Below are 24,803 nucleotides of genomic sequence, written 5' to 3'. Positions count from 1 at the left end.
GCGGGACGCCGGCTTGGCGGGACGCCGGCTTGGCGGGACGCCGGCTTGGCGGGCCGTCCCACCCAGGGCGGCCCGCCGGTTTAGCGGGACGGCCAGCCGGTGTACGCCTCGGCGAGGTACGCCTGGCCGTGGCGCGAGGACACCACGGAGTTCAGCTCGCCCAGCTGGCGGGCCCGGGCGAAGTCGCCGGCATCGGCAGGGGTGTGCAGCATGGTGGTCATCCAGTAGGAGAACTGCTGGGCCTTCCACACCCGGTCCAGCGCGCGGTCGCTGTAGGAATCCAGGAGCGCCGCGGAGCCGCTGTTGTAGTAGCTGTCCAGCCCCTCGAACAGCACCTTCACGTCGTGGATCGCCAGGTTCAGGCCCTTGGCGCCCGTCGGCGGCACCGTGTGGGCGGCATCGCCGGCCAGGAACAGCTTGCCGTGCCGCATGGGCGTGTGCACGAAGCTGCGGAACGGCAGGACCATCTTGTCGATGACCGGGCCCTCCTTCAGTTCGAAGCCGTTGCCGTTGACGCGGCTGCGGAACTCCGCCCAGATCCGCTCATCGTTCCAGTCGGCCACGTTTTCCTTGGGGTCGCACTGGAAATACATGCGCTGCACGGTTTCGGTGCGCTGGCTGATGAGGGCGAAGCCGTTCTCGGAGTTGGCGTAGATCAGTTCGTCGGAACTGCGCGGCGCCTCGGTAAGGATGCCGAACCAGGCGAACGGATACTCGTGGAAGTACCACTTGCGGTGCGCCTCGGGGATCTGGAACCGGCAGTGGCTGCGCGAGCCGTCGGCACCCGTGATGAAATCGGCCTGGAGCTCGTACTCCACGCCGTCGGCATCCGTGAACCAGACCTTGGGCTTGTCCTCGATGCCGTGGATGGTGGTGTCGGTGACGCTGTAGCGCACGTCGCCGCCGTCGGCCTCCCGCCGCGCGGCGAGGTCCATGAAGACGTCGGTCTGAGGGTACAGCCAGACGGACTCCCCCACGAGTTCCTTGAAGTCGATGCGATGGCTTTCCCCGTTGAACCGGAGCTCAATGCCGTCGTGCCGGTCTCCTTCGCGAAGCACGCGGTTAGACACGCCGCCGTCGACGAGCATGTTTACCGTGCCGTGCTCCAGGATCCCGGCGCGGACCGTCTCCGAGATTTCCTGCCGGCTGCGGATTTCGATCACGGTGGATTCGATGCCGGCCTTGGCCAGCAGGTGGGACAGCATGAGTCCCGCAGGGCCTGCGCCCAGAATGGCCACCTGGGTGGTGATGATCTGTCGTGCCATGGTGTTCCTCGCTCCGTTGCGGGGCCCGGAAGTCCGGGCGGAAGGTGGTTGCTGGCTAACAGTGTGCGCCGGAGCGTGTGTTCGGCGTTACAGTAATTCCGCTGAATGGAATCACGTTTGGCCTGGAAAACCTAGCCGGGACCCTCACTGAGCCGACGGGCGATCCCGCGTGCCGCCGTCTGGAGCGCCGGGACCAGCGCCTGCATGCGCATCTCGCGGAGGGGAACCACGACGCCGATCGCCGCCACCGCGCGCTTCTGGCCGTCCAGCACGGGAACAGCAATACCCCAGGTGTCAGGATCGATCACGCCGGCCAGTTCGGCGAAGCCCTGGTTCGCAGCCTCCGCCAGCAAGGCCCGCACTTCGTCACTCCCCACCTTTCCGGCGGGATCCGCAAACTGGTCCAGATACTCGGCCTGGACCGGCTTGGGCTGGTGCGACATCAGGGCCAGTCCGGCCGATGACACGTGCACCGCCATCCGGCCCGCGATCTGGGCCCGGTTGGCCACGGATCCGCGGCGGGACAGCCGCTCCACGAACAGCGCCTCCCAGCCGTCGAGCACGGCGAGGTTCACGTTCTGGTTCAGCACGTGCTGGATGTCCTCCATGAAAGGCATGGCCGCCTGGCGCAAGGCCAGCGTGGGCGAGTTGCGGTTCACCAGCTCCCAGAGCCGAAGGCCCAGCCGGACCGAGCCGCCGGGACCCGCTTCCAGGAGCCCGTGCGTGGCCAGCTGCCGAACCAGGCGGTGCGCGGTGGTGAGGGGAAGGTCCGCGCGCTCCGCCAGCTCGGACAGCTGCAGGACAGTGACGCCGGCCGGGAACGCCGCGATGACGCGCACCACGCGGTCCACCACCGAATCCCCGGACTCTGAATTGGCCACCGTCCCTCCTTCCATTGAATGGTTTGAGTTGTCCCAGATTACACCCGGCGGTGATACAAATCTCATGTCGAAAGGGCAGCGGCAACCTGGATCCTGCACCTTCGATTCCACAAAAGTTTCTACCGGACGATGAGGTTCCCCATGTCAACGCTCTCTGTTGCCCGCCGCTCCCAGTGGCCCGTCTGGCTTTGCTGGCTGGCCATGGTGCTGGACGGATTCGACCTGGTGGTGCTGGGCACCGTCATACCTACCCTGATCAAGACGCACGACCTCGGCTTCGACGCCATCGGTGCCACTTACGCGGCCACCATTTCACTGGTGGGCGTGGGCATCGGGGCGCTCTTCATCGCTCCGCTTTCCGACCGGCTGGGACGGCGCCGCCTCCTCGTGGCCTGCGTGGCGTGGTTTTCGCTCTTCACCATCGCAGTGGTTTTTGCACCCAACGTGGCCGTTTTCGGCATCTTCCGCCTCCTGGCCGGCCTGGGCCTGGGCGCGTGTCTTCCGGCGGCTCTGGCCTACATGAACGACTACGCCCCGGCCGGCACCGCCGGCAAGTCCACCACCAGGACCATGACCGGCTACCACGTGGGCGCCGTCGCCACCGCGTTCCTGGCCATTCTGGTAGTGCCGGACTGGCGCATCATGTTCGTCGTCGGCGGACTGGCCGGCTTCGCCCTGGTGCCGCTCCTGTGGTTCCGGCTGCCGGAGACCCTGCCACCGGCCCCTGCCGGGCAGCTTTCTGCAACCAAGGGAGCCGAGGGTGAACCCGCAGGAGCCGGTCAGTTCCCGGAGCAGGCCAGCTTCCGCGACCTCACCCGCAACCCCTACCCCTTCGTCGCCCTCGGCATCGCGGTGGCTTCCTTCATGGGCCTCCTGCTGGTGTACGGTCTGAACACCTGGCTGCCGCAGCTCATGGCCTCCGCCGGATACACCGTGAGTGCGGGCCTCGTGCTGCTGCTGGTCCTTAACGTGGGCGCCGTCGTGGGGCTCGTGGTGGCCGGCATCCTGGCGGACAAGCACGGCACCAAGAAAATCGTCCTGCTGTGGTTCGGCCTTTCCGCAGTCTTCCTGGCCGTCCTCAGCATCAAGGTCCAAAGCGAACTGCTGCTCAACGCCGCCGTCTTCGTGACAGGCGTCTTCGTCTTCAGCTCCCAGGTTCTCGTATATGCCTGGGTCAGCCAACTGTTCCCGGCCCGGCTCCGGGGCACCGCCCTCGGCTTCGCAGCCGGCGTGGGCCGGTTCGGTGCCATCATGGGACCGGCCGTCACCGGCACACTGGTGGCAGCCGGCATCGCCTACCCGTGGGGCTTCTACGTGTTCGCGGCAGCAGCCGTCCTGGCGGTCGTTGCATTGGTGGCCGTCCCCCATGCGGTCGCCGCTGCACCCGGCCGGGAACCCGCCGTCGGGCGTTCATAGGTTAGCCGCTGGCGCGAACGGCGGCGGCGGGTAACCTAAGGACAGTAAGTTCACTTACCATCCTCGGAGGCTGACCCCATGACCGACCGGATAGCAGACATCTGGGGCGAACGGACACCCCACGGAAGCGGGCAGGCATGGCCCGAGCGCGTGGACCAGGTGCTGGCCGAAGGGTTGACCGACGTCGACGTGGACAGGTGGGTGCAGTCGGCGTGCGTCCTGTGCAGCAACGGCTGCGGGTGCGACATCGCCGTCAAGGACGGGAAGATGGTGGGCATCCGCGGCCGCGCCGCAGACCGGGTGAACCGCGGCCGGCTGGGACCCAAGGGACTCTACGGCAGCTGGCAGGGCGAGGAGCACCGGGACCGCCTGACCCGCCCGCTGATCAGGGTGGACGGCAAGCTGGTGGAGACGGACTGGGACACCGCCATGGGCCGCATCGTGGCGCGCAGCAAGGAGCTCCTTGCCAGCAAGGGCCCGCTCAGCCACGGCTTCTACACCAGTGGGCAGCTGTTCCTCGAGGAGTACTACGCGCTGGGCATCCTCGGCAAGGCCGGCATCGGCACGCCGCACATGGACGGCAACACGCGCCTGTGCACGGCCACGGCCGCGGCTGCGCTGAAGGAGTCCTTCGGAGCCGACGGCCAGCCCGGCAGCTACACGGACGTCGATGAGTGCAGCGCCGTCTTCCTGTACGGCCACAACATGGCCGAGACGCAGACGGTGCTGTGGTCGCGCGTGCTGGACCGGCTGGACGGGCCGAACCCGCCGAAGCTTGTGTGCGTGGACCCGCGCGACACTGAAGTGGCCCGCCGTGCCGATGTGCACCTGGCGGTTCATCCGGGCACCAACCTGGCGCTCATGAACGGCCTGGTCCGCGAGGTCTTCGCCAATGGCTGGATAGACGAGGCCTACATCGCGGAGCACACCGCCAACGTGGACCAGCTGCGCAGCGTGGTGGAGCCGTGGACCCCGGAGAAGGTGGCGGAGACCTGCGGCGTGGACGCCGCCGACGTACGCCGGGCAGCGGAGATTTTCGGCACCGAAGACAGGGTGCTTTCCACGGTGCTGCAGGGCTTCTACCAGTCCGCCCACGCCACGGCGTCCGCGTGCCAGGTCAACAACCTGCACCTCCTCCGCGGCATGCTCGGCAGGCCCGGCTGCGGGCTGCTGCAGATGAACGGCCAGCCCACCGCCCAGAACAACAGGGAATGCGGGGCCGACGGCGACCTGCCGGGCTTCCGCAACTGGGAAAACCCGCAGCACGTGCAGGACCTGGCCCGGCTGTGGAACGTGGACCCGGGGATCATCCCGGACTGGGCGCCGCCGACTCACGCCCTGCAGATCTTCCGCTACGCCGAACAGGGCTCCATCGAACTGCTCTGGATCACCGCCACCAACCCGGCGGTGTCCATGCCGCAGCTCGAACGGATCCGGCACATCCTGGACAAGGACAGCCTGTTCCTGGTGGTGCAGGACATCTACCTCACCGAGATCGCGCAGTACGCCGACGTCGTCCTCCCCTGCGCCGCGTGGGGCGAGAAGACCGGAACCTTCACCAACGTGGACCGCACCGTCCACCTGTCCGAGAAGGCCGTCGATCCGCCGGGCGAGGCACGGAGCGACCTGGACGTCTTCCTCGACTACGCGCGCCGGATGGGGTTCACGGACAAGGACGGCCGGCCGCTGCTGGACTGGTCAGGCTCCGAGGACGGCTTCGAGGCCTGGAAGGAATGCTCGCGCGGCCGCCCCTGCGACTACACCGGCCTCAGCTACGGCAAGCTCCGCGGCGGCAGCGGCATCCAGTGGCCGTGCACCGAAGAGATCCCGGCAGGCACCGAACGGCTGTACACCGACGGCGAATTCCCCACCGCGCCGGAGTACTGCGAGTCCTTCGGCCACGACCTCCTCACCGGCGCCACCACCGGCGAAACCCAGTACAAGGCGACCGTGCAGCCCGGGAAGGCCTGGCTCAAGGCCCTCGACTACACCCCTCCGCATGAGGAACCGGACGCCGAGTACCCGCTGCGCTACACCACCGGCCGGACGGCGTACCACTTCCACACCCGGACCAAGACCGGCCGCAGCCGCCGCCTCAACGCCGCCGCGCCGGAGCCCTGGATCGAGATGTCCCTGGAGGATGCCGCGCGCGCCGGCTGCCAGGAGGGGGACATCGCCCGGGTGACCTCCCGCCGCGGCAGCCTCGAGGTTCCGGTCCGGGTCGGCGACATCCGGCCGGGGACCGTCTTCGCGCCGTTCCACTACGGTTATTGGGACACGTCCGACGGCGGTGCTGCCGCCGGCAGCGGGACCGGGGATCCCGCCGTCGTTCTTAAGCCCGACGGCGGCCGGCACCGCGCCGCGAACGAACTCACCATCACCGAATGGGACCCGGTGTCCAAGCAGCCGCTGTTCAAGAACGCCGCCGTCCGGGTGGAGAAGCTCCGCAGCGGCGACGGCCCGTCGAAAGCCCCTGACACCACCGCATCCCGCCGCGCCACAGGAGCCCAGCGATGAAACTCCCGGTCTACATCGGCCTGCTGGACGAGGCGGAAGCGACACTCGCGTCGTCGTTTCGGGTGGTGGCGGACGGCCACGGCGACGAACCCGACGTGCACTTCATCCTTCAGACGTTCGCCAGGAAGTGCGACGCCCACCGGGAGGCGCTGAAGGCGGTGATTGACCGCTACGGCGAAGACGTCGAGGGCGAGGAGGAGCACCGGCTGACGGCCAACGGCGTGAAGGAGGTTCGCTCCGGTCCGCTGGCGTTGATGCTGGACCTGCAGGACCTGTACGTGCTGGTCAACCACATCGACGTCACCTGGATGATGGTGGGGCAGGCGGCCAAGGGTGACCGGGACAAGGAGCTCCAGGGCATCGTGAAGCAGTGCGAGGGCGACTCGGAGCTGGCGATCCGGTGGCTGCGGACGAGGATGAAGCAGGCCGCACCCCAGGCGCTCCTGGTCGCCGAATAGGCCCTACCGCGCCGGGACCCCGGCCGAAGTCCGCCGCCATAGCCGGGACCACACGGCGGGGGCCAGCACCACGGCAATTCCGACGGCGGCGCCGATCACCGTCTCCACGATCCGGTCCCGCAGCAGGATGCCGGGCGCGGCCGGCGAGACGAGCAGGGTGGAGGTCAGCGCCAGCGGCGTCACGAAGACCTGGGCCAGCACATAGTTGCGGGCAATGAAGAGCTCGGCGCCGAACTGGCAGATGGCGATCACCAGGACCGTCTGCCACGGCACCGGCTGCAGGAGCAGGATGCCCGCCAGCAGGATAAGGCCCAGCACGGTGCCGATGATCCTCTGGATACCGCGGGCGATGCGGTGCCGCGTGGTGCGTCCCACCAGTGGAACCACCGCCGCCACCATGGCCCAGTAGTTGTGCCCGAAGCCCAGCTGCTGGCCCACGAGGGTGGCGAGCGTGCCGGCCAGCCCCGCGGCCACAAGGTAGCCCGCGGCCTCTTGCCCCGCGGCGCGCTTCTCATCCGAGGTCAGTCGGACTGGCGGAGGCATCTCCCACGGCGTCCGGTGGCTCCGCAGCACCCGGGAGGACAGGCCGACGGCCAGGCAGAAAAGCGTGGTCACGGCGGCCACCAGCAGGCACTCCCACAGCGGCGGCTGGCTGGGAATGGACGCGATTGCGGCGAACGCGAAGATGTGGAACAGCGAGCCGGCCGGCCGGTGCCGCCACCGGGCGATCACCCATGAGCAGCCGCCGGCCACCAGGGTGGTGGCCAGCACCTGCAGCCAGATGCTCGCCTCCTGGGACAGGCCGCCGGCGTGCACGGTCCTGGCGGTCAGCGTGGCCAGCAGGATCACCAGGAGCATAAGCGCACCGGCCCGGACCTGAATGAAGAACCGCTTGTGGTGCAGCTCGCCGCGGCCGTAGATGCCGGTGAACGCGCCGAAGGAGGCGAAGATCGCCAGGTCCAGGCGGCCCAGCAGCAGCAGGGTGATCAGCGGCACGAACACTCCCACGGCACAGCGCACGGCGACGTGATGATCCTTGTTTGCCGGGGCAAGGGTGAACATCTCGGCCAGCAGCTTCACGGGGGAATCGCGCCTTTCGTTGCAGTCTGGAACTGACGACGGCGGCACTGGCGTCCGTTTCCCAGTTTAACGGGGGCGGCCCCCGCGTTTCCCGTGGAGGCCGCCCGTTGCGCTGTTGCGTTCGTCTCTACTTGGTGGCGTTGGTGCGTGCGTCCACGGTCACCACTTCGAAGGTCTTGGCATTCGGCACGCCAAACTTGGCGTTGACGGCGGCGAGGGTGTCATCGAAGAGGGCCGCCGTCGTCGGGATGTTGAAGTCCGGGCTGGTGATGACCTCACGCAGCTTGGCTGTTGACTCGTGGAAGTTCACGCGGATCCGGCTGATCTGGTTGGAGAAGTTCTGCACTGCCCAGACGGTGTCGCCCTTGACCAGGACGCCGTCGACGTTCGGGACCTTCACGCCGGTGATAGCGGTGCTGGCGCCGGTCCACGGGCTGACGGTGTACAGCGCCGCGTTGCCCGAGTGGGCGACGACCAGACGGCGGGCGTCGCGGGAGTAGGCGATGCCGTTGAGGTTGAACTGCTTGCCGGTGTCCGCCGCGGGGCCCTTCAGAGCCAGCGTGCGCACGGAGCCGAGGTCGCCGTCGTCGTCCACCGGAATGAAGTACAGCTCAGCCTGACGCGAGTTGGTGAACCAGGCGCCGTGGTCAGTGAGCGCCACGTCGTTGATGAAGGCTTCCTTCTTGGTCAGCTGGTAGGTCTTGACCGTCTTGCCCGTGTCGGTGTCGTACACATAGGCCTGGCCCGTAGGTCCGCCGGCGACGAACAGCAGGTCATTGTGCCGGTCCGCCTTCATGCCCACGGCCACCCTACCATCGGGCGCATCAATGAACTTGGTGGCCTTGTCGTTGCGGATGTCGCCGCGGTAGATGTCCCCGGTGACCAGGTCTCCGGCGAAGAACTTGGTGCTGCCGGCGGCCGCGATGCCTTCGGCACCCTTGGCCCCGTCCAGCAGGATGACCGGGGCGACGTCATCGGACTCCGCCTCTCGGGCCGAGGCGGCGGGTGCGGGGACCAGGAGCGCGGCGAGGGCGAGGAGCCCTACGGCGGCACGGCGGCGTGTATGGCCTGAACTGATGCTGATGGACATGACGGTGCTCTCCACGAGTGAACTCTTCCGTGCGAGCAGGCCGTTGTACGGGAGCTCCGCACGCTGGTCCCTTCAGTGTAGGGAGCGGGCCGGAGGCTGGCCATAGCCCTTCAGCACCCCCGAGTTTTTGTCCAGATAATGGCTGCAAAAGCCCCATCAGAGGCCATTATCTGGACAAAAAACGCCATGCACCCGGCGGAGGTTTCGCGGGATCGGAACGTCGGGGCAATCCTGCTGTAACAGCGGCCGGGCAGGCTGGCACCATGAAGCCTCGTGCAAGTGCCCCCTCCCCCGCCGAACTGAGCTGCGAGGTCTGCGGTCAGATGCCCGAACCCACCAAGACGCGCCTCACGGTGGCTAATGTCGCCGTCATGCTCCCCATAGAATTGCTGGTGCACGCGCTGGTGGTACAGACGCACCTGCCCTACCTGGCCAAGGTGCTGGTGCTGACGCTGACAGCCACGGTCCTGGTGATCTGGGTGGCCGAACCATCCGCCGCGCGGATCCTGCGGCGGTGGCTCCACGCGCCCGCGCTGCGTCACCGCCGGCGGCTTGGCAGTGCGCCCGCGCTCTGGCGTGCGAGGACCGTGCTCCGCGACGAGCCCGGCTCCCTGAAGCGGATCACCAGGTCACTGGCGCTGCTGGACACCAACATCCTGGGCATCCACGTCCATCCGGTCCGTGGCGGAGTAATGGATGAATTTGTGCTGTCCGCGCCGGGCGAGGTCGGCGAGCGCCAGCTGCTGGAGGCCCTGACCGACGGCGGCGGGCGGAGCACGCAGGTCTGGCCCACAACCGCCCTGGCCATGGCCGACGGACAGACCAAGGCCCTGAGCCTGGCCGCCCGGATAGCCGCCACTCCCGCGGAGCTCCCGCTGGCCGTGGCGGAGCTGCTGTCCGCCCGGATCCTAGACCCCGGCAGCGAGTCAGCCCGCGTCCAACAGAACGGAGCCCAAACGAACGACGCCGGCACCCTCCTGAAAATCCCGACAGCCTGGCACGGACCCATCACCTTCTTCCGTCCCGGCGAGCCGTTCACACCGGCCGAATCGGCCCGCGCGCACCGGCTCGCCGAGCTTGCCGAAATACTGGCGCATCGGGAGGCCCGCGGTGACTGGGAGGCGCAGGCATCCGGAGCCGCCCAGAGATCCGGGCCTACTTCCGGGCCGGGCGGGTCCCCAGCAGCATGTTCAGCCCCCAGCCGATAAGGGTGGTCATCACAACAGCGGCAGCAACGGACAGCAGCTGCGGCGGCGTCGTGAGGATGCCGAGGCTGATGATCAGCGTGGTCGCTCCGGCAGGCGGATGCGGCAAGCCGATCCAGGTGAGCACGAGCGTGGTCAGCCCTACTGACAGGGCACCGCTAACCACGTGCAGCGGGGTCAGTCCGCCGACCGGGGCCGAAGGTTGGCCCTGCAACCCAAACGCGTAGAGGCACAGGGCACCCGCCACCAGCCCGATGCCGTGCCCCACGAGGGCGTTGACCGGCCTCGAAGCCTCCTGCTCAGGGGATTCGAAGAACAGCATCACCGTCGGGCCGAGGCTTGGGAAAAGCCATGGGAGATGGAGGAGAACGCCGGCGACGCCGCAGAGCCCCAGCACCACGATCACCAAGGCAGCCGCATACACACCGGCCCCGAGTCCGTCCCACTGGCCTTTCATTCGCTCCAGCAAAGAATCCTGTGCCATCGCCGATCCTCCTCCGTCCTTCAACACCTGCATCCGGTGTTGTGGTGACCCGTACCCACGCAACGGCAGCCTCACCCGACGCCGCGAAGAACCCCTGCCCGGTCAGAACCCGGAGGGACGGCGGGGCGTGTAGCTCTCTTCGAGGCGGCGGAATTCCGATTCGGTGAGTTCAAGCTCGACGGCGGCAGCGGCGTCGTCGATATGGCGTTCCTTCGTCGCCCCAACGATGGGTGCGGTAACCGCGGACTTGCCAGCGCTCCATGCCAGGGCGATTTGCGCCATCGGCACGCCGCGTTCGTCCGCCACTGCGGCGACGGCGTCGACGATCGCCTTGTTCGCCTCCTCGTCCTGCTTGTACAGCCCCTTGCCGAACTCGTCCGTGTCCTTCCGCGTTCCGGATCCAGCGGCACCCCACGGCCGGGTCAGGTTGCCGCGTGCGAGCGGGCTCCAGGGAATGACGCCGACGCCGGTCGCCTGGCAGAACGGGTGCATTTCGCGTTCCTCCTCCCGCTCCAGGAGGTTGTACTGGTCCTGCATGGACACGAACCTGGTCCAGCCGTTTAACTCCGCCGCATGCTGCATCTGGGCGAACTGCCAGGCCCACATGCTTGACGCGCCGATGTACCGCGCCTTTCCGGCCTTCACGACGTCGTGCAGGGCTTCCATCGTCTCCTCGACGGGAGTCACCGGGTCGTAGCGGTGGATCTGGTACAGGTCCACGTAGTCGGTGCCGAGCCGGGTGAGGGACGCGTCAATCTCGTGCATGATCGCCGCCCGGCTGAGGCCGGCCCCGTTGCGGGCCTGGCGCATCCGGCCGTGGACCTTGGTGGCGATCTGGATCTCTTCCCGGGGCGCCAGTTCCTTGAGCAGGGTTCCGGTGATCTCCTCGCTCGAGCCGGCCGAGTACACATTGGCGGTATCGAAGGTGGTGATCCCGGCCTCGTAGGCGCGGCGCACGAACGGCCTGGCGTCGTCGAGGCCCACGCTCCACCCGTGCGAGCCCTTCCCCGGGTCCCCATAGCTCATCATGCCCAGGACAACGGCACTGATTTCCAGGCCGGAGTTTCCAAGTCGGACCGTCTTCATGCGGTGCTTCCTTTCCTGTCAGCAGTTCCCAGTCTGCAGTCACAATTCGTTTATTGGCGGGCCGCGGCCATCTTCGCCGAAAACCCTTGACAGTGTCCCACGCCACACCTATCTTGAATTTGGGATCCCAAAACGGGATCCCAAACGGCGGGACTATTCCGCCGGTGTAAAACCAACGCTGCCGGCCCACAGAGTCCCGCCGGACCGCGGCCGCACCGCCCCACTACATCCACCCATCCCCTGTCCGCACCCTTCCCGCAAAGGAGAAGCTGTGTCTCTCCCAGATACCGAAGCAGTGACAACCCAGACCGAATCCCCCGAGTCCCGCGGCACCAGGCCCGGCAAGGACAGCGTGCAACGGCGCACGAACGTCCGCTGGAAGCTGTTCCTGCTGCTGCTCGTCCTGGTCGCCGTCAACTACATCGACCGCGGCTCCATCTCGGTGGCGCTGCCCATCATCCAAAAGGAGTTCAACCTCGCCCCGGAGCTCGTGGGCCTGCTGCTCTCCGCATTCTTCTGGACCTACGCCCTGATGCAGATCCCGGTCGGCCTGCTGATCGACAAGTTCGGTCCGCGCAAGGTCATGACCGCATCCTGTGTGGGCTGGGGTGCAGCAACCGCCGCGTCCGGCATGGCCGGCGGCTTCCTCAGCATGTTCATCGCCCGGCTGGGCATCGGCGTGACCGAGGCCGGCGTGATGCCTGCCGGCGGCAAACTGAACGCCATCTGGATGCACAAGTCTGAGCGTGGCCGCGGCGCAACCATCCTGGATGCCGGGGCTCCACTCGGCGCCGGCCTGGGCGGCATCCTCATCGCCGGGCTCATCGCCTCCACCGGCAGCTGGCGGACATCCTTCGTCATCGCCGGCGCCGCCACCGTCCTCATGGGCCTGGCCGTCTGGTGGTACGTCCGCGACAATCCCCGCCAGCACCGCGGCGTCAACGCCGCCGAGGCCGACTACATCGAGGCCTCGCATGCAGCGGAGGACGCCGAAGCCCAAAAGGAAGGCAGCAACGGCAGGCGCGCGCTGCTCCCCTACCTGAAGTTCCGCTCCTTCTGGGCCATGTGCTTTGGCTGGCTGGGCTTCAATGGCGTGTTCTACGGCCTGCTCACCTGGGGCCCGCTATACCTGGCCCAGGCCAAGGGCTTCGACCTGAAGACCATCGGCTGGTCTACCTTCGTGATCTTCGGAGCCGGCTTCGTCGGCGAGATCCTGGGCGGCACCATCGCCGACAAGTGGCGCGCATCCGGCGCCTCCGCCAACCGCGTCATGCGGACGCTACTGGGCACCTCCAGCGTCGTGGTGGTGGGCGGCCTCGTCGGGGTGACCGTCGTCGCTGACCCGACCACCGCCGTCGTCCTTCTCTCCGTGGTGATGTTCTTCCTCCGCTGGGTGGGCCTGTTCTGGAGCATCCCGTCCATCCTGGGCGGCCGCACCAACGCCGGCGTCCTCGGCGGGGCCATGAACTTCAGCGGCAACATCTCCGGATTCGTCACCCCGATCGCCGTCGGCCTGATCGTCGGCGCCACCGGTTCCTATACCTGGGCGCTGCTCTACTTCGTGGGATCCGCGATCATCATGGGAGCCTCCGTGCTCACCCTCAACTACAACAAGCGGCTGCCTGTCTAACCGTCAGCCCGCGTAGCCAAACAGCGCACCTTTTTGGGATCCCAAATCCATTGACACCAGACCACCAACCATCTACCGTCGTATTTGGGATCCCAAACCGGTCAAAATGAGGACAGTCTCCTCACCCACCCACACCCGGTCCTGTAACCCCCATCGCATCGCCCAGGAGGGCAACATGTCGATCAACTCCCCAGCCCGCGGAGCCGTCTCCGACGCCAAGCCGAAGGGCGGCGAAAACTCAATGAAGAGGGTCGTCGCCGCGAGCTTCGTCGGCACCACCCTTGAGTATTACGACTTCTTTGCCTACAGCACAGCCGCCTCCATCGTCTTCCCTCTCCTGTTCTTCCCCGGCTCAGAGCCTGCCATTGGCCTTCTTTTGGCGTTGGCCACCTACGCAGTGGGCTACGTAGTGCGTCCCCTGGGCGCCGCCGTCTTCGGTCATTTCGGCGACAAAATCGGCCGCAAGAACGTCCTAGTCACCACACTGCTCCTGATGGGACTGGCCAGCGCAGCAGTCGGACTCCTGCCCACGTACCAAAACATCGGCATATGGGCCCCTGTCCTACTGGTCAGCCTGCGCTTCCTGCAGGGCATCGGCATCGGCGGCGAATGGGGCGGCGCCGCACTCATGGTCACCGAATCGGACAAGAGCGGCCGGCGCGGGCTCTTCGGCAGCCTCGTCCAGACCGCCGCTCCAACCGGTCTCCTCCTGGCCACCGGCATCTTCACCCTCATGACCACGGCCCTCTCCAAGGAAGCCTTCCTCGCCTGGGGCTGGCGGATCCCTTTCCTGATCAGCTTCGCGCTCGTTGCCATCGGCCTGTACATCCGACTGAAGCTCGCGGAATCGCCCATCTTTGAAGAGACCGAAAAGAAGGCCGCCGAGAAGAAGCAGGAAGAGGTCAAGGCTCCACTCCTGTACGTCTTCAAGCACTACAAGAAGCAGCTGGCCCTTGCAGTCGGCGCCCGTATCGGCAGCGACATTGCGTTCTACATCTTCGCGCTGTTCGTCCTCGTCTACGGAACCGAACACCTGGGCCTGCCCAAGAGCCTGGCCCTGGCCGCATCGACCATCTCGGCTGTTGCACAGATGATCAGCATCCCGCTGTTCGGCGCACTCTCGGACCGTGTTGGCCGCAGGCCCGTCATGATCGGCGGTGCCGTCGCGGGCATCATCTACAGCTTCGTATTCATTGCGATGCTCAATTCCAAGGACCCGTTCCAGGTGCTCATCGCCCCCGCCCTTGGCCTCGTGATTGTTGCCGCCATGTACGCCCCGGTGGCTTCGTTCATCCCGGAACTGTTCGCAACCAAGGTCCGTTACACCGGCTCCGCAGTGGGTTTCCAGCTCGCCGGCGTCTTCGGCGGTGGTTTTGCCCCGCTGATCGCCATCCAGCTGATCGTCCTGACCGGCTCCGGATTCGCCGTGGCCGGGTACCTGTCCGCCGCGCTGCTGCTCATGGTGTACTGCGTCTACGTCGCCAAGGAAACGTCCAAGATCACCATGAACGAGGCCGGCAAGACGGCCAGCACCGCACGCTAAGGATCACGGACATGAACAACACCGCCCCGCCTCCAACGGAGGCCCCCATGGACAGGACCTCCATGGACAGCGGGCAGCTGACCCGGCTTTCCATGACGGAATGGGCGAACGCCCTGCGGGAGGGCCGCCTGACGGCGACCGAATGCCTGGAACTGCACCTCGAACGGATCGCCCGGGAAAACCCCCGCCTGAACGCCATCGTCACCCTTAACCCGCTGGCCGCTGAGGAAGCGGCCGCCGCGGACCGGACCGCAGCACTGGGCGGCCCCCTGGGCCCCCTGCACGGTGTGCCGTTCACCGTGAAGGACACCCTGGCCACTCAAGGGCTGCGCACCACGGCGGGAAGCCCGCTTCTGGCGGATTACGTTCCGGAGCAGTCCGCGACGGCGGTCCGGCGCCTTCAGGAGGCGGGGGCTGTGTTGTTGGGCAAGACGAACTGTTCTGAGTTCGCGGTTGAGACACACACCAGCAACCCGCTCTTCGGAGCCACCTGGAATCCGTGGGACGAGCGCCTGACATCCGGCGGTTCCACCGGCGGCGACAGCGCCGCCGTTGCGTCCGGTATGAGCGCCTTCGGGCTCGGCACCGACTTTGGCGGTTCCATCCGCTGGCCGGCCCACTGTACGGGCCTGGCCAGCCTGCGGCCCACCGTCGGAATCGTGCCCGAGACGGGACTCCTGCCGTACGTACCGCCAGCAGCGGGAGAAAGCCTCCCCGCGCCCAACTCGATGTCTGCCCTGCACCGGCTTGGCACCGTGGGCTGGCTGGCCCGGAGCGTGGATGATCTGGGCTTGCTGCTCGGGATTCTCACCGGGACGGACGGCGTAGATCCTTCCACCGTGCCGGTGCCGCTGGGCGGCCCGGTCAATTCGCTGGCCGGGATCAGCTGTGCATGGTTTGAGGACGAGGGCACCCACCCTGTCCGCGACGATCTGGTGGCCGCCGTCCAAAGCGCCGCGCAGGCCCTGAAGGCTCTCGGTGTTCCGACGACGCACGGCAGGCCGCCGGGCCTCGAGCGGGCGGCGGCTGCCTTCGTGGCCCTGCGCACGGCGGAGGGAATGCCCGAGGTGGTGGAACTTGCCGCCGGGCGTGAGGAAGGGCTGGGCAGCAACCTCCGCGGCTCCTTGCTCGGTGCAGCACCCAGCACCGTGACTGACTACCGCAAGGCCGCCGCGGAGCGGGATGCGATCCGCGCGCAGGTGCTCGGATTCATGGAGCAGCACAACATCCTGCTGCTGCCTGTGGCCAGCGTGCCGGCGTCGGATCCCCGGTTCAGTTCCTTCAACGTCAGCGGCAAAGACATTCCCTGGACGGAACTGGGATCCTGCTGCCGGGCCATCAGCATCCTTGGTTTCCCGGTGGCGGTTGTGCCGTGCGGGCTTTCCGACGAAGGCCTCCCCGTCGGCGTGCAGGTGGTGGGCCGGCCATACCGCGACCGCGAAGTGCTCGCCGTCGCCGCGGCTCTTGAACGGGAGTTTGGCCGCTTCAGCCCTTCGCCATTCAACTCTTTGCCAGGGGCGGACTGAGCTGAGATGAATGCCGCCGAGGACATAGAGTCACAGAAAAACATGAAATGGAGCATCATGCTTGCCGCAGAAGAAACCCAGAACAAGGAACGCCCCCTCCGCGAGACTGTCCGGGACACGCTCCGCACCAGGATCTTCGAAGGGCACTACGCTCCAGGCACCCGGCTCGTGGAACGCGACCTTGCCGCCGAGTTCAACGTCTCCCGGCTTCCCGTCCGCGAGGCGCTGCGGATGCTGCGCCAGGAAGGCCTGCTCAGCGACCGGGGGGCGCGGGGCGCAGAGGTCAGCTCGCTCAGCCCCAAGGACGTGGAGGATCTGTTTGACGTCCGCCAGTCGCTGGAGGTGCTGGCCTGCCGCCTCGCCGCCGTCCGGGCAACACCGGAAGACCTGGGCTACCTTGACGGACTGCTGGACGAGGCCGAACGGTGCCTCGGCAAGGGCGCCGTCATGGAGGCCCACCGCGCCAACAGCGAATTTCACGACGCCATCACGCGGATCGCGGACAACGGCTTCCTCAAATCCGCGCTGGAACCCCTCCAAGGCCGCATGCACTGGCTGTTCCGCCACGTCAGCGACCTGCCGGAACTGATCCAGGAGCACCGGGACCTCTACGAGGCCATCGCCAGCGGTGATCCCGACCGTGCCGCCGCCCAGTCGGCGTCGCACATCGGCAAATACCGCGAACAGTTCCCCGACGACTTCCAGAAAACCGAACCAGCCCTGCACCGGAAGAAAAAATGAAACTCCTTGTCATCAACCCCAACATCAGCGAGGACGTCACCGCGCTGATCGAATCGGAGGCTCTGCGCTCCGCCTCACCCGACACCGAGCTGGTGGTCCGCACCGCCGGGCACGGCGTGGAATACATCGAAACCCGCTTTGAGTCCCTCATCGCCGCCGGCGCGGTGGCCGAGATCATCGCCGAGCATCACGGCCAGATCGACGGCGTCGTGGTGGCGGCCTTCGGGGACCCGGGAATGCCGGCCCTGAAGGAGCTGGCCGACGTGCCCGTCATCGGCATTACGGAGGCCGCGCTCTGCGCCGCGGCACTGCAGGGCCACCGGTTCTCCATCATCGCCATCTCGGACCGGATCCGCCCGTGGTACCTGGACTGCGTGGACCGGTTCGGCCTTGGCGGGCGGCTGGCCTCGATCCGCTCCATCAACGAGACCCTCAACGCCATCGGCTCGGTGCAGCAGGACTTCAAGGAAACCCTCCTGGCACTCAGCCGGCAGGCAGTCGCGGAGGACGGTGCCGACGTCGTGATCCTCGCCGGAGCGCCCCTCGCAGGCCTGGCCCGCGAACTCCGGGGGCAGATCCCTGTTCCCGTGGTGGACGGCATCTCCGCCGGCATCCGGATGGCCGAGGCCGTGGCGGGCCTCCAGTCCGGCCCGCACCGTGCCGGGGCGTTCGCCCCGCCGCCGGTCAAGGCACGCAAGGGGTTGTCGGAAAATCTCGACGCCGCCCTTACCGCCGCCCAGACGGCGTCGAACGCCGCGGCGCCCAGCTAACCCCGGCGCCTGCCTAACCCCGACGCCCAGCCAACGCCGCGCCGTCACACACCAATCCCCAGCAAACTTCCCTTCCCAGTCAGGAGGACAACGATGTCCCGCATCCCCGAACTCGTCATCACCAACGGCACCGTGGTCAACAGTTTTGGCCGCCGGTCCGCCCACGTCGTGGTGGTGGACGGCAAGATCAGCCAGCTGGTCGACGCCACTGAACCCGCGCCCGACGCCGAACGCACCATCGACGCCACCGGCCTGCTGGTGATCCCCGGCGGCGTGGACGGGCACTGCCACGTGGCGCAGGTGACCGGCCGGTTCCGCACCCTGGACGATTACCGGACCACCTCCACCGCTGCCCTGTGGGGCGGCACCACCACCATCATCGACTTCGGCATCCCCCGCGACGCCCGCGAAACTCCGCTCGCTGCCGTGCTCAACAAGAAGGAACTGGCCCAGGAGTCCCGCTGTGATGTGGCACTGCACGGGTCCGTGATCAGCTGGGACGAGACCGTGCCGTGGCAGCTCGAACAGCTCGCCGCCGAGGGTGTCCGCTCCGTGAAGATGTACACCACCAACCGCGGCACCACGATGGCGGACGGCGACACCATCCTGAAGGTGATGCGCGAAATGGTCCGGCTGGACGGGCTCACCTACATCCACGCCGAGCACGATCCGATCATCGCCGACTGCACCCAGCAGCACGCCGACGACGGCAGGATCGGCATCGAGCACCTGCACCGCACGCGCCCCGAGCTTGCCGAGGAAATCTCGGTCAAGGAAACCCTGACCATGGCCCAGTACACGAAGGCCCCGGTGTACTTTGTCCACCAGTCAACGCCGGGAGCGGTCGACCTGGTCACCGAAGCCCGGGAACACGGCCAGGAAGCCTACTCGGAAACGTGCCCGCACTACCTCACGCTCGATGACACCGTGTACGGCTCGGCCTTCCCGGAGTGGTACGCCTGCTGCCCGCCCATGCGCAGCCCGGAGACAGTCGCGGCGCTGAAGGAGCGGCTCGCCGGCGGTGCCATCCACACAGTCTCCTCGGACCATTCCTGCTACGACCTGACCCAGAAACGGGAGCGCACCGACGACGTCCGGGCCATGCCGCACGGCCTCCCGGGCGTGGAGACCCGCATGCCCGTCACGTTCACGGCGATGGCCGAAGCCGGCAGCACCGTGGAGGACTTCGTGGAGGTCTTCTCCGCCGGACCTGCACGCATCAACGCGCTGCCCGGCAAGGGCTCCATCGCCGAGGGCTTCGACGCCGACCTGGTGCTCTTCGATCCGACTGAACAGCGGACCGTGGACGGCGGCGCGCTGCACATGGGCACCGACTTCTCGCCCTTCGACGGCCGCACGCTGGCCGGCTGGCCCGCCGTCGTGGTGTCCGCAGGCCGCGTGGTGCTCGACGGGGAGGGCTTCCATGACCCCGGCGCCGTGGGCCGCTTCGTGGCCCGCAACGGGTTCCGGGAACACCTTGCCGCCGCTGCCGACCTGTCCGCCGCGACCCTCTAGGAGCCATTCATGACCTCACCCCTCCGCCCCACCCGGATCGGTATGATCGTGCCGTCCTCCAACACATGCCTGGAACCGCAGAGCTACCGCATCCTGGGCGACCGCAGCGACGTCACCATCCATTTCACCCGGATCCCGGTCACCCGGATCGCACTGGATGATTCCTCGGACAGGCAGTTCGACCCCGCCGTCATGCGCGAGGCCGCACGGCTGCTGGCGACGGCGGAGGTGGACGTGATCGCCTGGAACGGCACCTCGGGATCGTGGCTGGGGTCCGCGCACGACCGCGACCTCGTCCTGGAAATCACCGACGCCACCGGCATCCCCGCCACGACGTCCACGCTCGCCTACCTGGAGGCGTTCCGGGCGTTCGGCACCGAACGGATCGGGCTGTTCACGCCCTACACGGAGGACGTCAACGAGGCCGTCATCAGGTCCTATGAGCGGGACGGCATCAAAACCGTCAGCCACCGCTGCCTGGGCCTGAGCGACAACGAGTCCTTCGGCCGGGTCACCGACGATGAAATGCGTCCGGGCTCCCTGGAGCTCGCGGCCGACGCGCCCGATGCGCTGATCTACCTCTGCACCAACCTTTATGGCGCCAACATCGCGGCCGAAATCGAGGCGGGCACGGGGGTTCCGGTGCTGGACTCGGTGGCCGTGACCCTGTGGCACTGCCTGAAACTTGCCGGCTCCCCCTTGCTCGCACCAAGGTGGGGCAGGCTCCTCGGGGACTGACGCGCCTGGCCACTGAGGCCAGGTTGCACCCCAGCCCCGGGGCGCTTACCGTACGGAGCGGATCTACACCCGGATCGGGTCTACATCCGGACTTTGAGCGCCCCGGGGTCCACCCAGATGGACAGGTGCTTGACGGCGCCCACATGGTCGCCGTCGAGCTGGAACTCCTCCTCCTGCTCCAGGGTGACCTCGATTTTCTTGCCTTGGAAGTACTCGGCGGATTCCTTCTTGTTCTTCTTGCGGCCGAAGATGCCCGCCGCAACGCCCAGCCAGCCGAAGTGCCCGCGGGGCGCCAGGATCAGCAGGTCCACCATCCCGTCGTCGATCTTCGCCTCGGGGAAAATCTCGATGCCGCCCATGATCCGGCCGCAGTTCCCGGCCATGACACTGCGGATCCGCCGCTTGACCGGATGCTTGTCGTCCACCTGAATGGTGGCCCTGACCGGTTTGCCCGGCAGCTTGCGGATGCCGGCCTCGACGTACGCGAGCCAGCCCATGCGGTCCTTCAGCGCGTCCACCGTGTCCGCCATGATCGCAGCGTCGTAGCCCACGCCGGCCATCACCAGGAAGACGTTCTCGCCGTCGGACCCGTCGAAGGTGGTCCTGGCGACGTCGACCGTGCGGTCCGTGCCGTTCAGGACGTCGTACGCGGCGGACACGGGGTCGGTGATGTCCACGCCCATGTTGCGGGCCAGCAGGTTGCCGGTCCCGAGCGGGACCATGCCCATCGGCGTATCGGTTCCGGCCAGCGCCTCAGCCACGCACCGCACCGTACCGTCGCCGCCGGCGGCAATAACGACGTCGACCCCCGCCTCCAGCGCCTCGCGCGCCTGACCCACTCCCGGGTCTTCAACAGTGGTTTCCAGCCACAGCGGCTCGGCCCAGCCCTGCGTCTCGCACAGCCGGACCAGCGAGGCGCGGAGTTCGGCGCCAACAGCCTTGGCGGGATTGACCACCACGGCGGCCCGTGGCGGCGAGGAAGCATTCTGGGCTGTCATGGTGTCCTTCGGCTGCTGCGGGCGGGCCCGAAAGCCCCGGAACTCAAATCGTAACCGCGTTCCCGGGATATGGGCACGAACCTCAGTTGATTCACGTGCAGCCGCCGGCCTCTGCACCCCGCTTCATTCCGTCTCGGGCCTGCCGGCACCGCGTCGGTCCAGGACCGATGCCGCGGCAACGGCCAGGATGAGTGCGGCGGCAAGGAGCAGGGGAAACTGCGGCTCCCCGGTCATCACGACGCCGGCCGCGGCCGTTCCGGCGGACCCGGCGGCGATCTTGAGGGCACCGACCCAAACAAACACCTGCCCCCGGACCTGCGGCGGGGCAAACTCGCTGCGGGCGGCAAGGGTCGCCGCGAAGAAGAACGAGTTCATGGCCCCGGCGGCTGCGTATGCTGCGACGGCAGGCGCAAAGGACCCGGACAACGCGGCGACGGCGAGCGCCCCGGCGACCAGTCCTGCGAGGCGCGTGACCAGCCGGTCTGCGTCGCCCCGCAGCGGACGGCACATCACGCCGGCCGAACCGGCCAGCCCGCCCAGCCCGTACGCGGCCGTCAGAACGCCCGCGGCGGCAGGCTGCACGTGGAACACGGCCGTGGAGGCGACGGCCGCGATGGGGAGCGCGGCAACGGAGAACGCCACCGCCACGGTCAGGTACAGCATCCGCCGAAGGCGGCCCGTGACAGCCATGAGCCGCAGGGTCTGGACCGGCCGCGGAACCTCGGCTGCCACTGCCGCCGGAGGAACGTAGGGCAGCAACCGAACGACGGCGGCGGCAGCGAAAGTGCCTGCCGCCAGGATGAGCGCGGCTGCAGTGGGACCGGCCCAGGCGGAGACCGCGGCCACGACGCTCGGGCCAATCGTCCCGCCGATTCCGTAGGTGGCCACATCCCAGCCCTGAGCCCGGCGCTGGCTGACCCGGTCCGGGCCGGCGATCGCGGGAAGGCGGCTGCTGATGCCGCCGGTCAGCAGGGGGCCAACCAGTCCCGAAGCCACCAGCAGTACGCCGGTCACTGCCGGCCACGTCACGGGGTACAGCAGCACCGCTGCCGCCAACGTGGCGCCATGGACGACGCACGCCCACGCGATCAGGACGCGGCCGTCGCGGCAGGAATCAAGGCTCCGCGCCACCAGCGGACCCAGCAGGTGCGGGGCGGTGATGCAGGCACCCAGCAAACCGGCAAGCCAACCCGGCGCCCCGCTGGTGGTGACCAGGAGAACAATAGCCACAACGGCTCCACCGTCCGCGGTGCGCGCCAGCGCCGCGGCCGCCACGTAGCGGGCCAAGCCGCCGCCGGGCCGGGCCGCTTCCCGTGGCGGTTGTCGCGGCGCTTCCTGCCCCGCGCGTGCTGTTGGTTCCCGCCTTTCCTGCTGCGCCGTGCCGCGGTCTGGGCTATCCATGCGTCACCTGCTCAGGCGCCCAGGCCGCTGAGCTGCAGGGCTTCCTCGACCCTTATGCGGTCCTGACCGGCGAGGCTTTTCAGCGGACGGGGCAGGCACGGCGCCTCCACGAAGCCAAGCACTTCGGCCATCGTGGCAGCGACCCGCAGGCTCCCATACTCGCGGAAAAGCACCCAAACGGGCTCCAGCGCTGCAGAGGCTTCCAGCGCCAGGTCGCCCTTCCCGGGCCGGGCGGCCTCGGAGGCCCTGGCCAGGTCAACGATCACCCTGGCGGTCTTGGGAAACAGGCCACCGACGACCGAATACCAAACGTCGCACCCTGCGACCAGTGCCTCCGCCGCGGCCCAGTCACCGCTGACGCCCAGGGAAACACCCCCGGGAACTGCAGCCCGGAGCCGGGCGATGCGGTCGGCGGCCTGGCCTGCTGCAGGGGGCGGGAACTTGATCGACGCGATGCCCGGAAGCTCGGCGATGCGGCCATGGAGCTCATCGGTGAAGGTGAACCCCGTGGTGGCCGGGTTGTCGTAGACGGCGATCGGCAGGTCAGACGCAGCCGAGACCTCGCAGTAGAGCCCGTAGACCTCTTCCTCGGTGAGCCGCTGGTACGAGACCGGCGCCAGCAGCAGCGCAGATGCGCCGGCCGTCTGGGAATCTTCGACGCATCCCAGCACGTCACGGGTGCGCATCGCGCCGACACCGGCCACCACGGGGGTCCCTTGCGCAGCTTCGACGGCGGCCTGCACCACCCTGCGGCGTTCCTCCCGCAGCAGGTACGTGTAGATGCCGGTCGAACCAAGCACTCCGATCGAGTCGGCGCCGGCGTCGACGCAACGCCCGACCAGGCGAACCAGCGCGGCTTCATCGACGCTGTCCCCGGCGAGCGGAGTCAGGGGAAATGCACACAGACCGTTAAACACGACGGCGCCCTCTTTCAGTCCAGGTTTTGCTTTCTCCCCTCATGTTCACAGCTGGATTGGTTCTAGCATAGATCCAAGAATCCACGATTCAGGAGGACCAAAGATCGAAGCCGAACTGCCGCTGGTCCTTGACCACCAGAGCCGCCTTCCGCTAGCCGCCCAGCTGGTCGGCCGGCTGCGTGCGGCCATCCTGGACGGGACGCTGAGACCGGAGCACACACTCCCGGCGTCGCGGCGCCTTGCCACCGAACTGGGCGTCTCCCGCGGAGTGGTGGTCCGCGCCTATGAGCAGCTTGCAGGTGAAGGATATTTGGAAAGCCGGGGCTCGGGCGGCACCCGCGTGGCGGTACGCTCCGACGGCCGGGGCAGGGCGTCGGCAGGCGCCCATGAGACATCCGGCATGGAGCAAACGGCAATGGTCGACCTCACGCCGGGACGGCCGTCCGGGGCCCCGTTCCGCGACCGCGACTGGCGGGCCGCCTGGCGAAAGGCAGTCGCCGAGCCGGTGGAGGTTGAGCTTCCGGCCGCCCTGGGCACTCCGGCGCTTCGCACTGCCGTTGCCGATCACCTCGCCGCATCCCGCGGATTAACGGTAAGAGCTGACGACGTCGTCATCACGGCGGGCACCAGCGACGCCCTGCAGCTGGTCGTCGCGGCGCTCGGCGGCCCGTCTGCCCCGCCCCGGGTGCTGATGGAGGACCCCGGCTATCCCACGGCCAGGCGTGTGCTTACGGCGGCGGGAGCCAGGGTGCAAACCATTCCGGTTGCCGACGACGGGCTGGAAGCGGCACAGCTTGCAGCCCTTGCCCTCCGCCCCGACGCCATCCTGGTGACACCCAGCCACCAGTACCCGCTGGGCGGCCGGATGCCGGTGAAGGAAAGGTTGGCCCTGCTGGCCTGGGCTGAAGCCAACCGGGTGATCATCCTCGAGGACGACTACGACAGCGAGTTCCGCCACCGCAGGATGCCTCTGCCCGCGCTTGCCTCGCTGCCTTCCGCCGCCGAAGTCGTCCTGGTGGGCACCTTCTCAAAATCACTGAGCCCGTGGCTGCGCTGCGGTTATCTGGTTGTACGCGGCACCTCCGGGCAGCGGCTCAAGGACGCACGGCATGACCTCGGCACCCCCGTTCCCGGAGTCATGCAGTCTGCCCTTGCCAACTACATTGCCGGCGGCGGCCTCGCACGGCACATCGCCAGGGCACGGCGCCAGTACGCCCATCGCCGCGAACTGTTGCTTGACCGGCTGGGAGGACGGGAAGACGTTCAGTTAGCAGCCCTGGACGGCGGGCTGCACGCCGTTATCCGGCTTCGGCCGAACGCCCCTGCCGAGCGCCTGGCGAAGGAAGCACTCGGACTGGGAGTTCGGGTGGTGACGCTGGCAAGCTACTTTGCAGAACGGACGCCGGAGAACGGCCTGGTCATCGGGTACGGCGCCCCGACCGATCTCGAGCTTGCCGGCGCGCTGGACATCATCGCCGGGTTACTCGACCGAATCGCAGGCGGCGCCACCACCTAGCAACGAGGCCCGGACCCGCGGGCCGG

General features: G+C 67.8%; 21 protein-coding genes. 12 read left to right on the top strand and 9 right to left on the bottom strand.

Annotated elements, in window-relative coordinates; all coding sequences use genetic code 11:
• Positions 1-80: 80 nt before the first annotated feature.
• Together ACFVTE_RS17865 and ACFVTE_RS17860 are read right to left on the bottom strand one after the other, a co-directional pair.
• A complete protein-coding gene (locus ACFVTE_RS17865) occupies positions 81-1,265 on the bottom strand; it encodes a 4-hydroxybenzoate 3-monooxygenase (RefSeq protein WP_387102628.1) in 1,185 nt (394 codons plus the stop codon).
• Positions 1,266-1,396: 131 nt separating this feature from the next.
• Entirely contained in the window at positions 1,397-2,146 is a 750-nt protein-coding gene (locus tag ACFVTE_RS17860) for an IclR family transcriptional regulator (RefSeq protein ID WP_387102626.1), read from the bottom strand.
• Positions 2,147-2,287: 141 nt separating this feature from the next.
• On the opposite strand from ACFVTE_RS17860, the gene ACFVTE_RS17855 reads away from it, so the two are divergent.
• The 3 genes from ACFVTE_RS17855 (at position 2,288) to ACFVTE_RS17845 (ending at position 6,537) form a co-directional block, all read left to right on the top strand.
• On the top strand, positions 2,288-3,562 hold the full coding sequence (locus tag ACFVTE_RS17855; protein ID WP_387102624.1) for an MFS transporter: 1,275 nt from the start codon (positions 2,288-2,290) through the stop codon (positions 3,560-3,562).
• A 78-nt stretch (positions 3,563-3,640) separates the two neighbouring features.
• Positions 3,641-6,079: a molybdopterin oxidoreductase family protein gene (locus ACFVTE_RS17850; protein WP_387102622.1), complete on the top strand. Its 2,439-nt coding sequence runs from the start codon at positions 3,641-3,643 to the stop codon at positions 6,077-6,079.
• Positions 6,076-6,537 carry a hypothetical protein gene (locus ACFVTE_RS17845; protein ID WP_387102620.1) on the top strand — a complete coding sequence of 154 codons (462 nt, stop codon included), beginning with the start codon at positions 6,076-6,078 and terminating at the stop codon, positions 6,535-6,537. Before ACFVTE_RS17850 ends, ACFVTE_RS17845 begins: the two co-directional genes overlap by 4 nt.
• A 3-nt stretch (positions 6,538-6,540) precedes the next feature.
• On the opposite strand, the gene ACFVTE_RS17840 is transcribed toward ACFVTE_RS17845, so the two are convergent.
• Positions 6,541-7,617, bottom strand: a complete 1,077-nt coding sequence (locus tag ACFVTE_RS17840; protein WP_387102619.1) for an FUSC family protein — start codon at positions 7,615-7,617, stop codon at positions 6,541-6,543.
• Positions 7,618-7,744: 127 nt separating this feature from the next.
• Positions 7,745-8,722, bottom strand: a complete 978-nt coding sequence (locus ACFVTE_RS17835; protein ID WP_387102617.1) for a hypothetical protein — start codon at positions 8,720-8,722, stop codon at positions 7,745-7,747.
• Between the two features lie 248 nt (positions 8,723-8,970).
• Here ACFVTE_RS17835 and ACFVTE_RS17830 point away from each other — a divergent pair, with 248 nt between their 5' ends.
• Positions 8,971-9,915 (top strand): amino acid-binding protein, encoded by a 945-nt coding sequence (locus ACFVTE_RS17830; protein ID WP_387102615.1) that lies wholly within the window; start codon positions 8,971-8,973, stop codon positions 9,913-9,915.
• Here ACFVTE_RS17830 and ACFVTE_RS17825 read toward each other — a convergent pair.
• Both ACFVTE_RS17825 and ACFVTE_RS17820 read right to left on the bottom strand, forming a co-directional pair.
• Positions 9,863-10,396 carry an HPP family protein gene (locus tag ACFVTE_RS17825; protein ID WP_387102613.1) on the bottom strand — a complete coding sequence of 178 codons (534 nt, stop codon included), beginning with the start codon at positions 10,394-10,396 and terminating at the stop codon, positions 9,863-9,865. The two genes, ACFVTE_RS17830 and ACFVTE_RS17825, sit on opposite strands and share 53 nt — an antisense overlap.
• Before the next feature lie 102 nt (positions 10,397-10,498).
• On the bottom strand, positions 10,499-11,482 hold the full coding sequence (locus tag ACFVTE_RS17820) for an aldo/keto reductase (protein WP_387102611.1): 984 nt from the start codon (positions 11,480-11,482) through the stop codon (positions 10,499-10,501).
• A gap of 271 nt (positions 11,483-11,753) precedes the next feature.
• On the opposite strand from ACFVTE_RS17820, the gene ACFVTE_RS17815 reads away from it, so the two are divergent.
• The 7 genes from ACFVTE_RS17815 (at position 11,754) to ACFVTE_RS17785 (ending at position 19,945) form a co-directional block, all read left to right on the top strand.
• A complete protein-coding gene (locus ACFVTE_RS17815) occupies positions 11,754-13,112 on the top strand; it encodes an MFS transporter (RefSeq protein WP_387102610.1) in 1,359 nt (452 codons plus the stop codon).
• A 175-nt stretch (positions 13,113-13,287) separates the two neighbouring features.
• Positions 13,288-14,655: an MFS transporter gene (locus ACFVTE_RS17810; RefSeq protein WP_387102608.1), complete on the top strand. Its 1,368-nt coding sequence runs from the start codon at positions 13,288-13,290 to the stop codon at positions 14,653-14,655.
• A gap of 11 nt (positions 14,656-14,666) precedes the next feature.
• On the top strand, positions 14,667-16,181 hold the full coding sequence (locus ACFVTE_RS17805; RefSeq protein WP_387102607.1) for an amidase: 1,515 nt from the start codon (positions 14,667-14,669) through the stop codon (positions 16,179-16,181).
• Positions 16,182-16,238: 57 nt separating this feature from the next.
• Positions 16,239-16,922, top strand: coding sequence for a GntR family transcriptional regulator (locus ACFVTE_RS17800; RefSeq protein WP_387102605.1), 684 nt, complete (start codon positions 16,239-16,241; stop codon positions 16,920-16,922).
• Positions 16,919-17,692: an aspartate/glutamate racemase family protein gene (locus tag ACFVTE_RS17795; RefSeq protein ID WP_387102603.1), complete on the top strand. Its 774-nt coding sequence runs from the start codon at positions 16,919-16,921 to the stop codon at positions 17,690-17,692. The genes ACFVTE_RS17800 and ACFVTE_RS17795 overlap by 4 nt, the downstream gene beginning before the upstream one ends.
• A 93-nt stretch (positions 17,693-17,785) precedes the next feature.
• On the top strand, positions 17,786-19,207 hold the full coding sequence (locus ACFVTE_RS17790) for an amidohydrolase family protein (protein ID WP_387102601.1): 1,422 nt from the start codon (positions 17,786-17,788) through the stop codon (positions 19,205-19,207).
• Positions 19,208-19,216: 9 nt separating this feature from the next.
• Complete coding sequence (locus ACFVTE_RS17785; RefSeq protein ID WP_387102599.1) at positions 19,217-19,945, top strand: aspartate/glutamate racemase family protein; 729 nt, start codon at positions 19,217-19,219, stop codon at positions 19,943-19,945.
• Positions 19,946-20,025: 80 nt separating this feature from the next.
• On the opposite strand, the gene ACFVTE_RS17780 is transcribed toward ACFVTE_RS17785, so the two are convergent.
• The 3 genes from ACFVTE_RS17780 to ACFVTE_RS17770 all read right to left on the bottom strand — a co-directional run bounded on the left by ACFVTE_RS17780 (position 20,026) and on the right by ACFVTE_RS17770 (position 23,261).
• Positions 20,026-20,943, bottom strand: a complete 918-nt coding sequence (locus ACFVTE_RS17780; RefSeq protein ID WP_387102597.1) for a diacylglycerol/lipid kinase family protein — start codon at positions 20,941-20,943, stop codon at positions 20,026-20,028.
• A gap of 123 nt (positions 20,944-21,066) precedes the next feature.
• Positions 21,067-22,344, bottom strand: coding sequence for an MFS transporter (locus tag ACFVTE_RS17775; RefSeq protein WP_387102595.1), 1,278 nt, complete (start codon positions 22,342-22,344; stop codon positions 21,067-21,069).
• Between the two features lie 11 nt (positions 22,345-22,355).
• Entirely contained in the window at positions 22,356-23,261 is a 906-nt protein-coding gene (locus ACFVTE_RS17770; RefSeq protein WP_387102593.1) for a dihydrodipicolinate synthase family protein, read from the bottom strand.
• 67 nt (positions 23,262-23,328) lie between these two features.
• Here ACFVTE_RS17770 and ACFVTE_RS17765 point away from each other — a divergent pair, with 67 nt between their 5' ends.
• Complete coding sequence (locus ACFVTE_RS17765) at positions 23,329-24,777, top strand: PLP-dependent aminotransferase family protein (RefSeq protein WP_387102732.1); 1,449 nt, start codon at positions 23,329-23,331, stop codon at positions 24,775-24,777.
• Positions 24,778-24,803: the final 26 nt, after the last annotated feature.

The sequence above is a fragment of the Arthrobacter sp. NPDC058097 genome (assembly GCF_042884885.1).
Taxonomy (GTDB): Bacteria; Actinomycetota; Actinomycetes; order Actinomycetales; family Micrococcaceae; genus Arthrobacter.
The sequence above is the reverse complement of the archived record's forward strand: the minus strand, read 5'-3'. Positions and strand labels throughout refer to the sequence as shown.

Excerpts from the sequence above, each read along its gene's own strand:
- ACFVTE_RS17775 (WP_387102595.1), bottom strand. The coding sequence starts at position 22,344 with ATGGATAGCCCAGACCGCGGCACGGCGCAGCAGGAAAGGCGGGAACCA.
- ACFVTE_RS17855 (WP_387102624.1), top strand. The coding sequence starts at position 2,288 with ATGTCAACGCTCTCTGTTGCCCGCCGCTCCCAGTGGCCCGTCTGGCTT.
- ACFVTE_RS17865 (WP_387102628.1), bottom strand. The coding sequence starts at position 1,265 with ATGGCACGACAGATCATCACCACCCAGGTGGCCATTCTGGGCGCAGGC.
- ACFVTE_RS17810 (WP_387102608.1), top strand. The coding sequence starts at position 13,288 with ATGTCGATCAACTCCCCAGCCCGCGGAGCCGTCTCCGACGCCAAGCCG.
- ACFVTE_RS17790 (WP_387102601.1), top strand. The coding sequence starts at position 17,786 with ATGTCCCGCATCCCCGAACTCGTCATCACCAACGGCACCGTGGTCAAC.
- ACFVTE_RS17850 (WP_387102622.1), top strand. The coding sequence starts at position 3,641 with ATGACCGACCGGATAGCAGACATCTGGGGCGAACGGACACCCCACGGA.
- ACFVTE_RS17830 (WP_387102615.1), top strand. The coding sequence starts at position 8,971 with ATGAAGCCTCGTGCAAGTGCCCCCTCCCCCGCCGAACTGAGCTGCGAG.
- ACFVTE_RS17820 (WP_387102611.1), bottom strand. The coding sequence starts at position 11,482 with ATGAAGACGGTCCGACTTGGAAACTCCGGCCTGGAAATCAGTGCCGTT.
- ACFVTE_RS17800 (WP_387102605.1), top strand. The coding sequence starts at position 16,239 with ATGCTTGCCGCAGAAGAAACCCAGAACAAGGAACGCCCCCTCCGCGAG.
- ACFVTE_RS17825 (WP_387102613.1), bottom strand. The coding sequence starts at position 10,396 with ATGGCACAGGATTCTTTGCTGGAGCGAATGAAAGGCCAGTGGGACGGA.
- ACFVTE_RS17845 (WP_387102620.1), top strand. The coding sequence starts at position 6,076 with ATGAAACTCCCGGTCTACATCGGCCTGCTGGACGAGGCGGAAGCGACA.
- ACFVTE_RS17785 (WP_387102599.1), top strand. The coding sequence starts at position 19,217 with ATGACCTCACCCCTCCGCCCCACCCGGATCGGTATGATCGTGCCGTCC.
- ACFVTE_RS17795 (WP_387102603.1), top strand. The coding sequence starts at position 16,919 with ATGAAACTCCTTGTCATCAACCCCAACATCAGCGAGGACGTCACCGCG.
- ACFVTE_RS17805 (WP_387102607.1), top strand. The coding sequence starts at position 14,667 with ATGAACAACACCGCCCCGCCTCCAACGGAGGCCCCCATGGACAGGACC.
- ACFVTE_RS17780 (WP_387102597.1), bottom strand. The coding sequence starts at position 20,943 with ATGACAGCCCAGAATGCTTCCTCGCCGCCACGGGCCGCCGTGGTGGTC.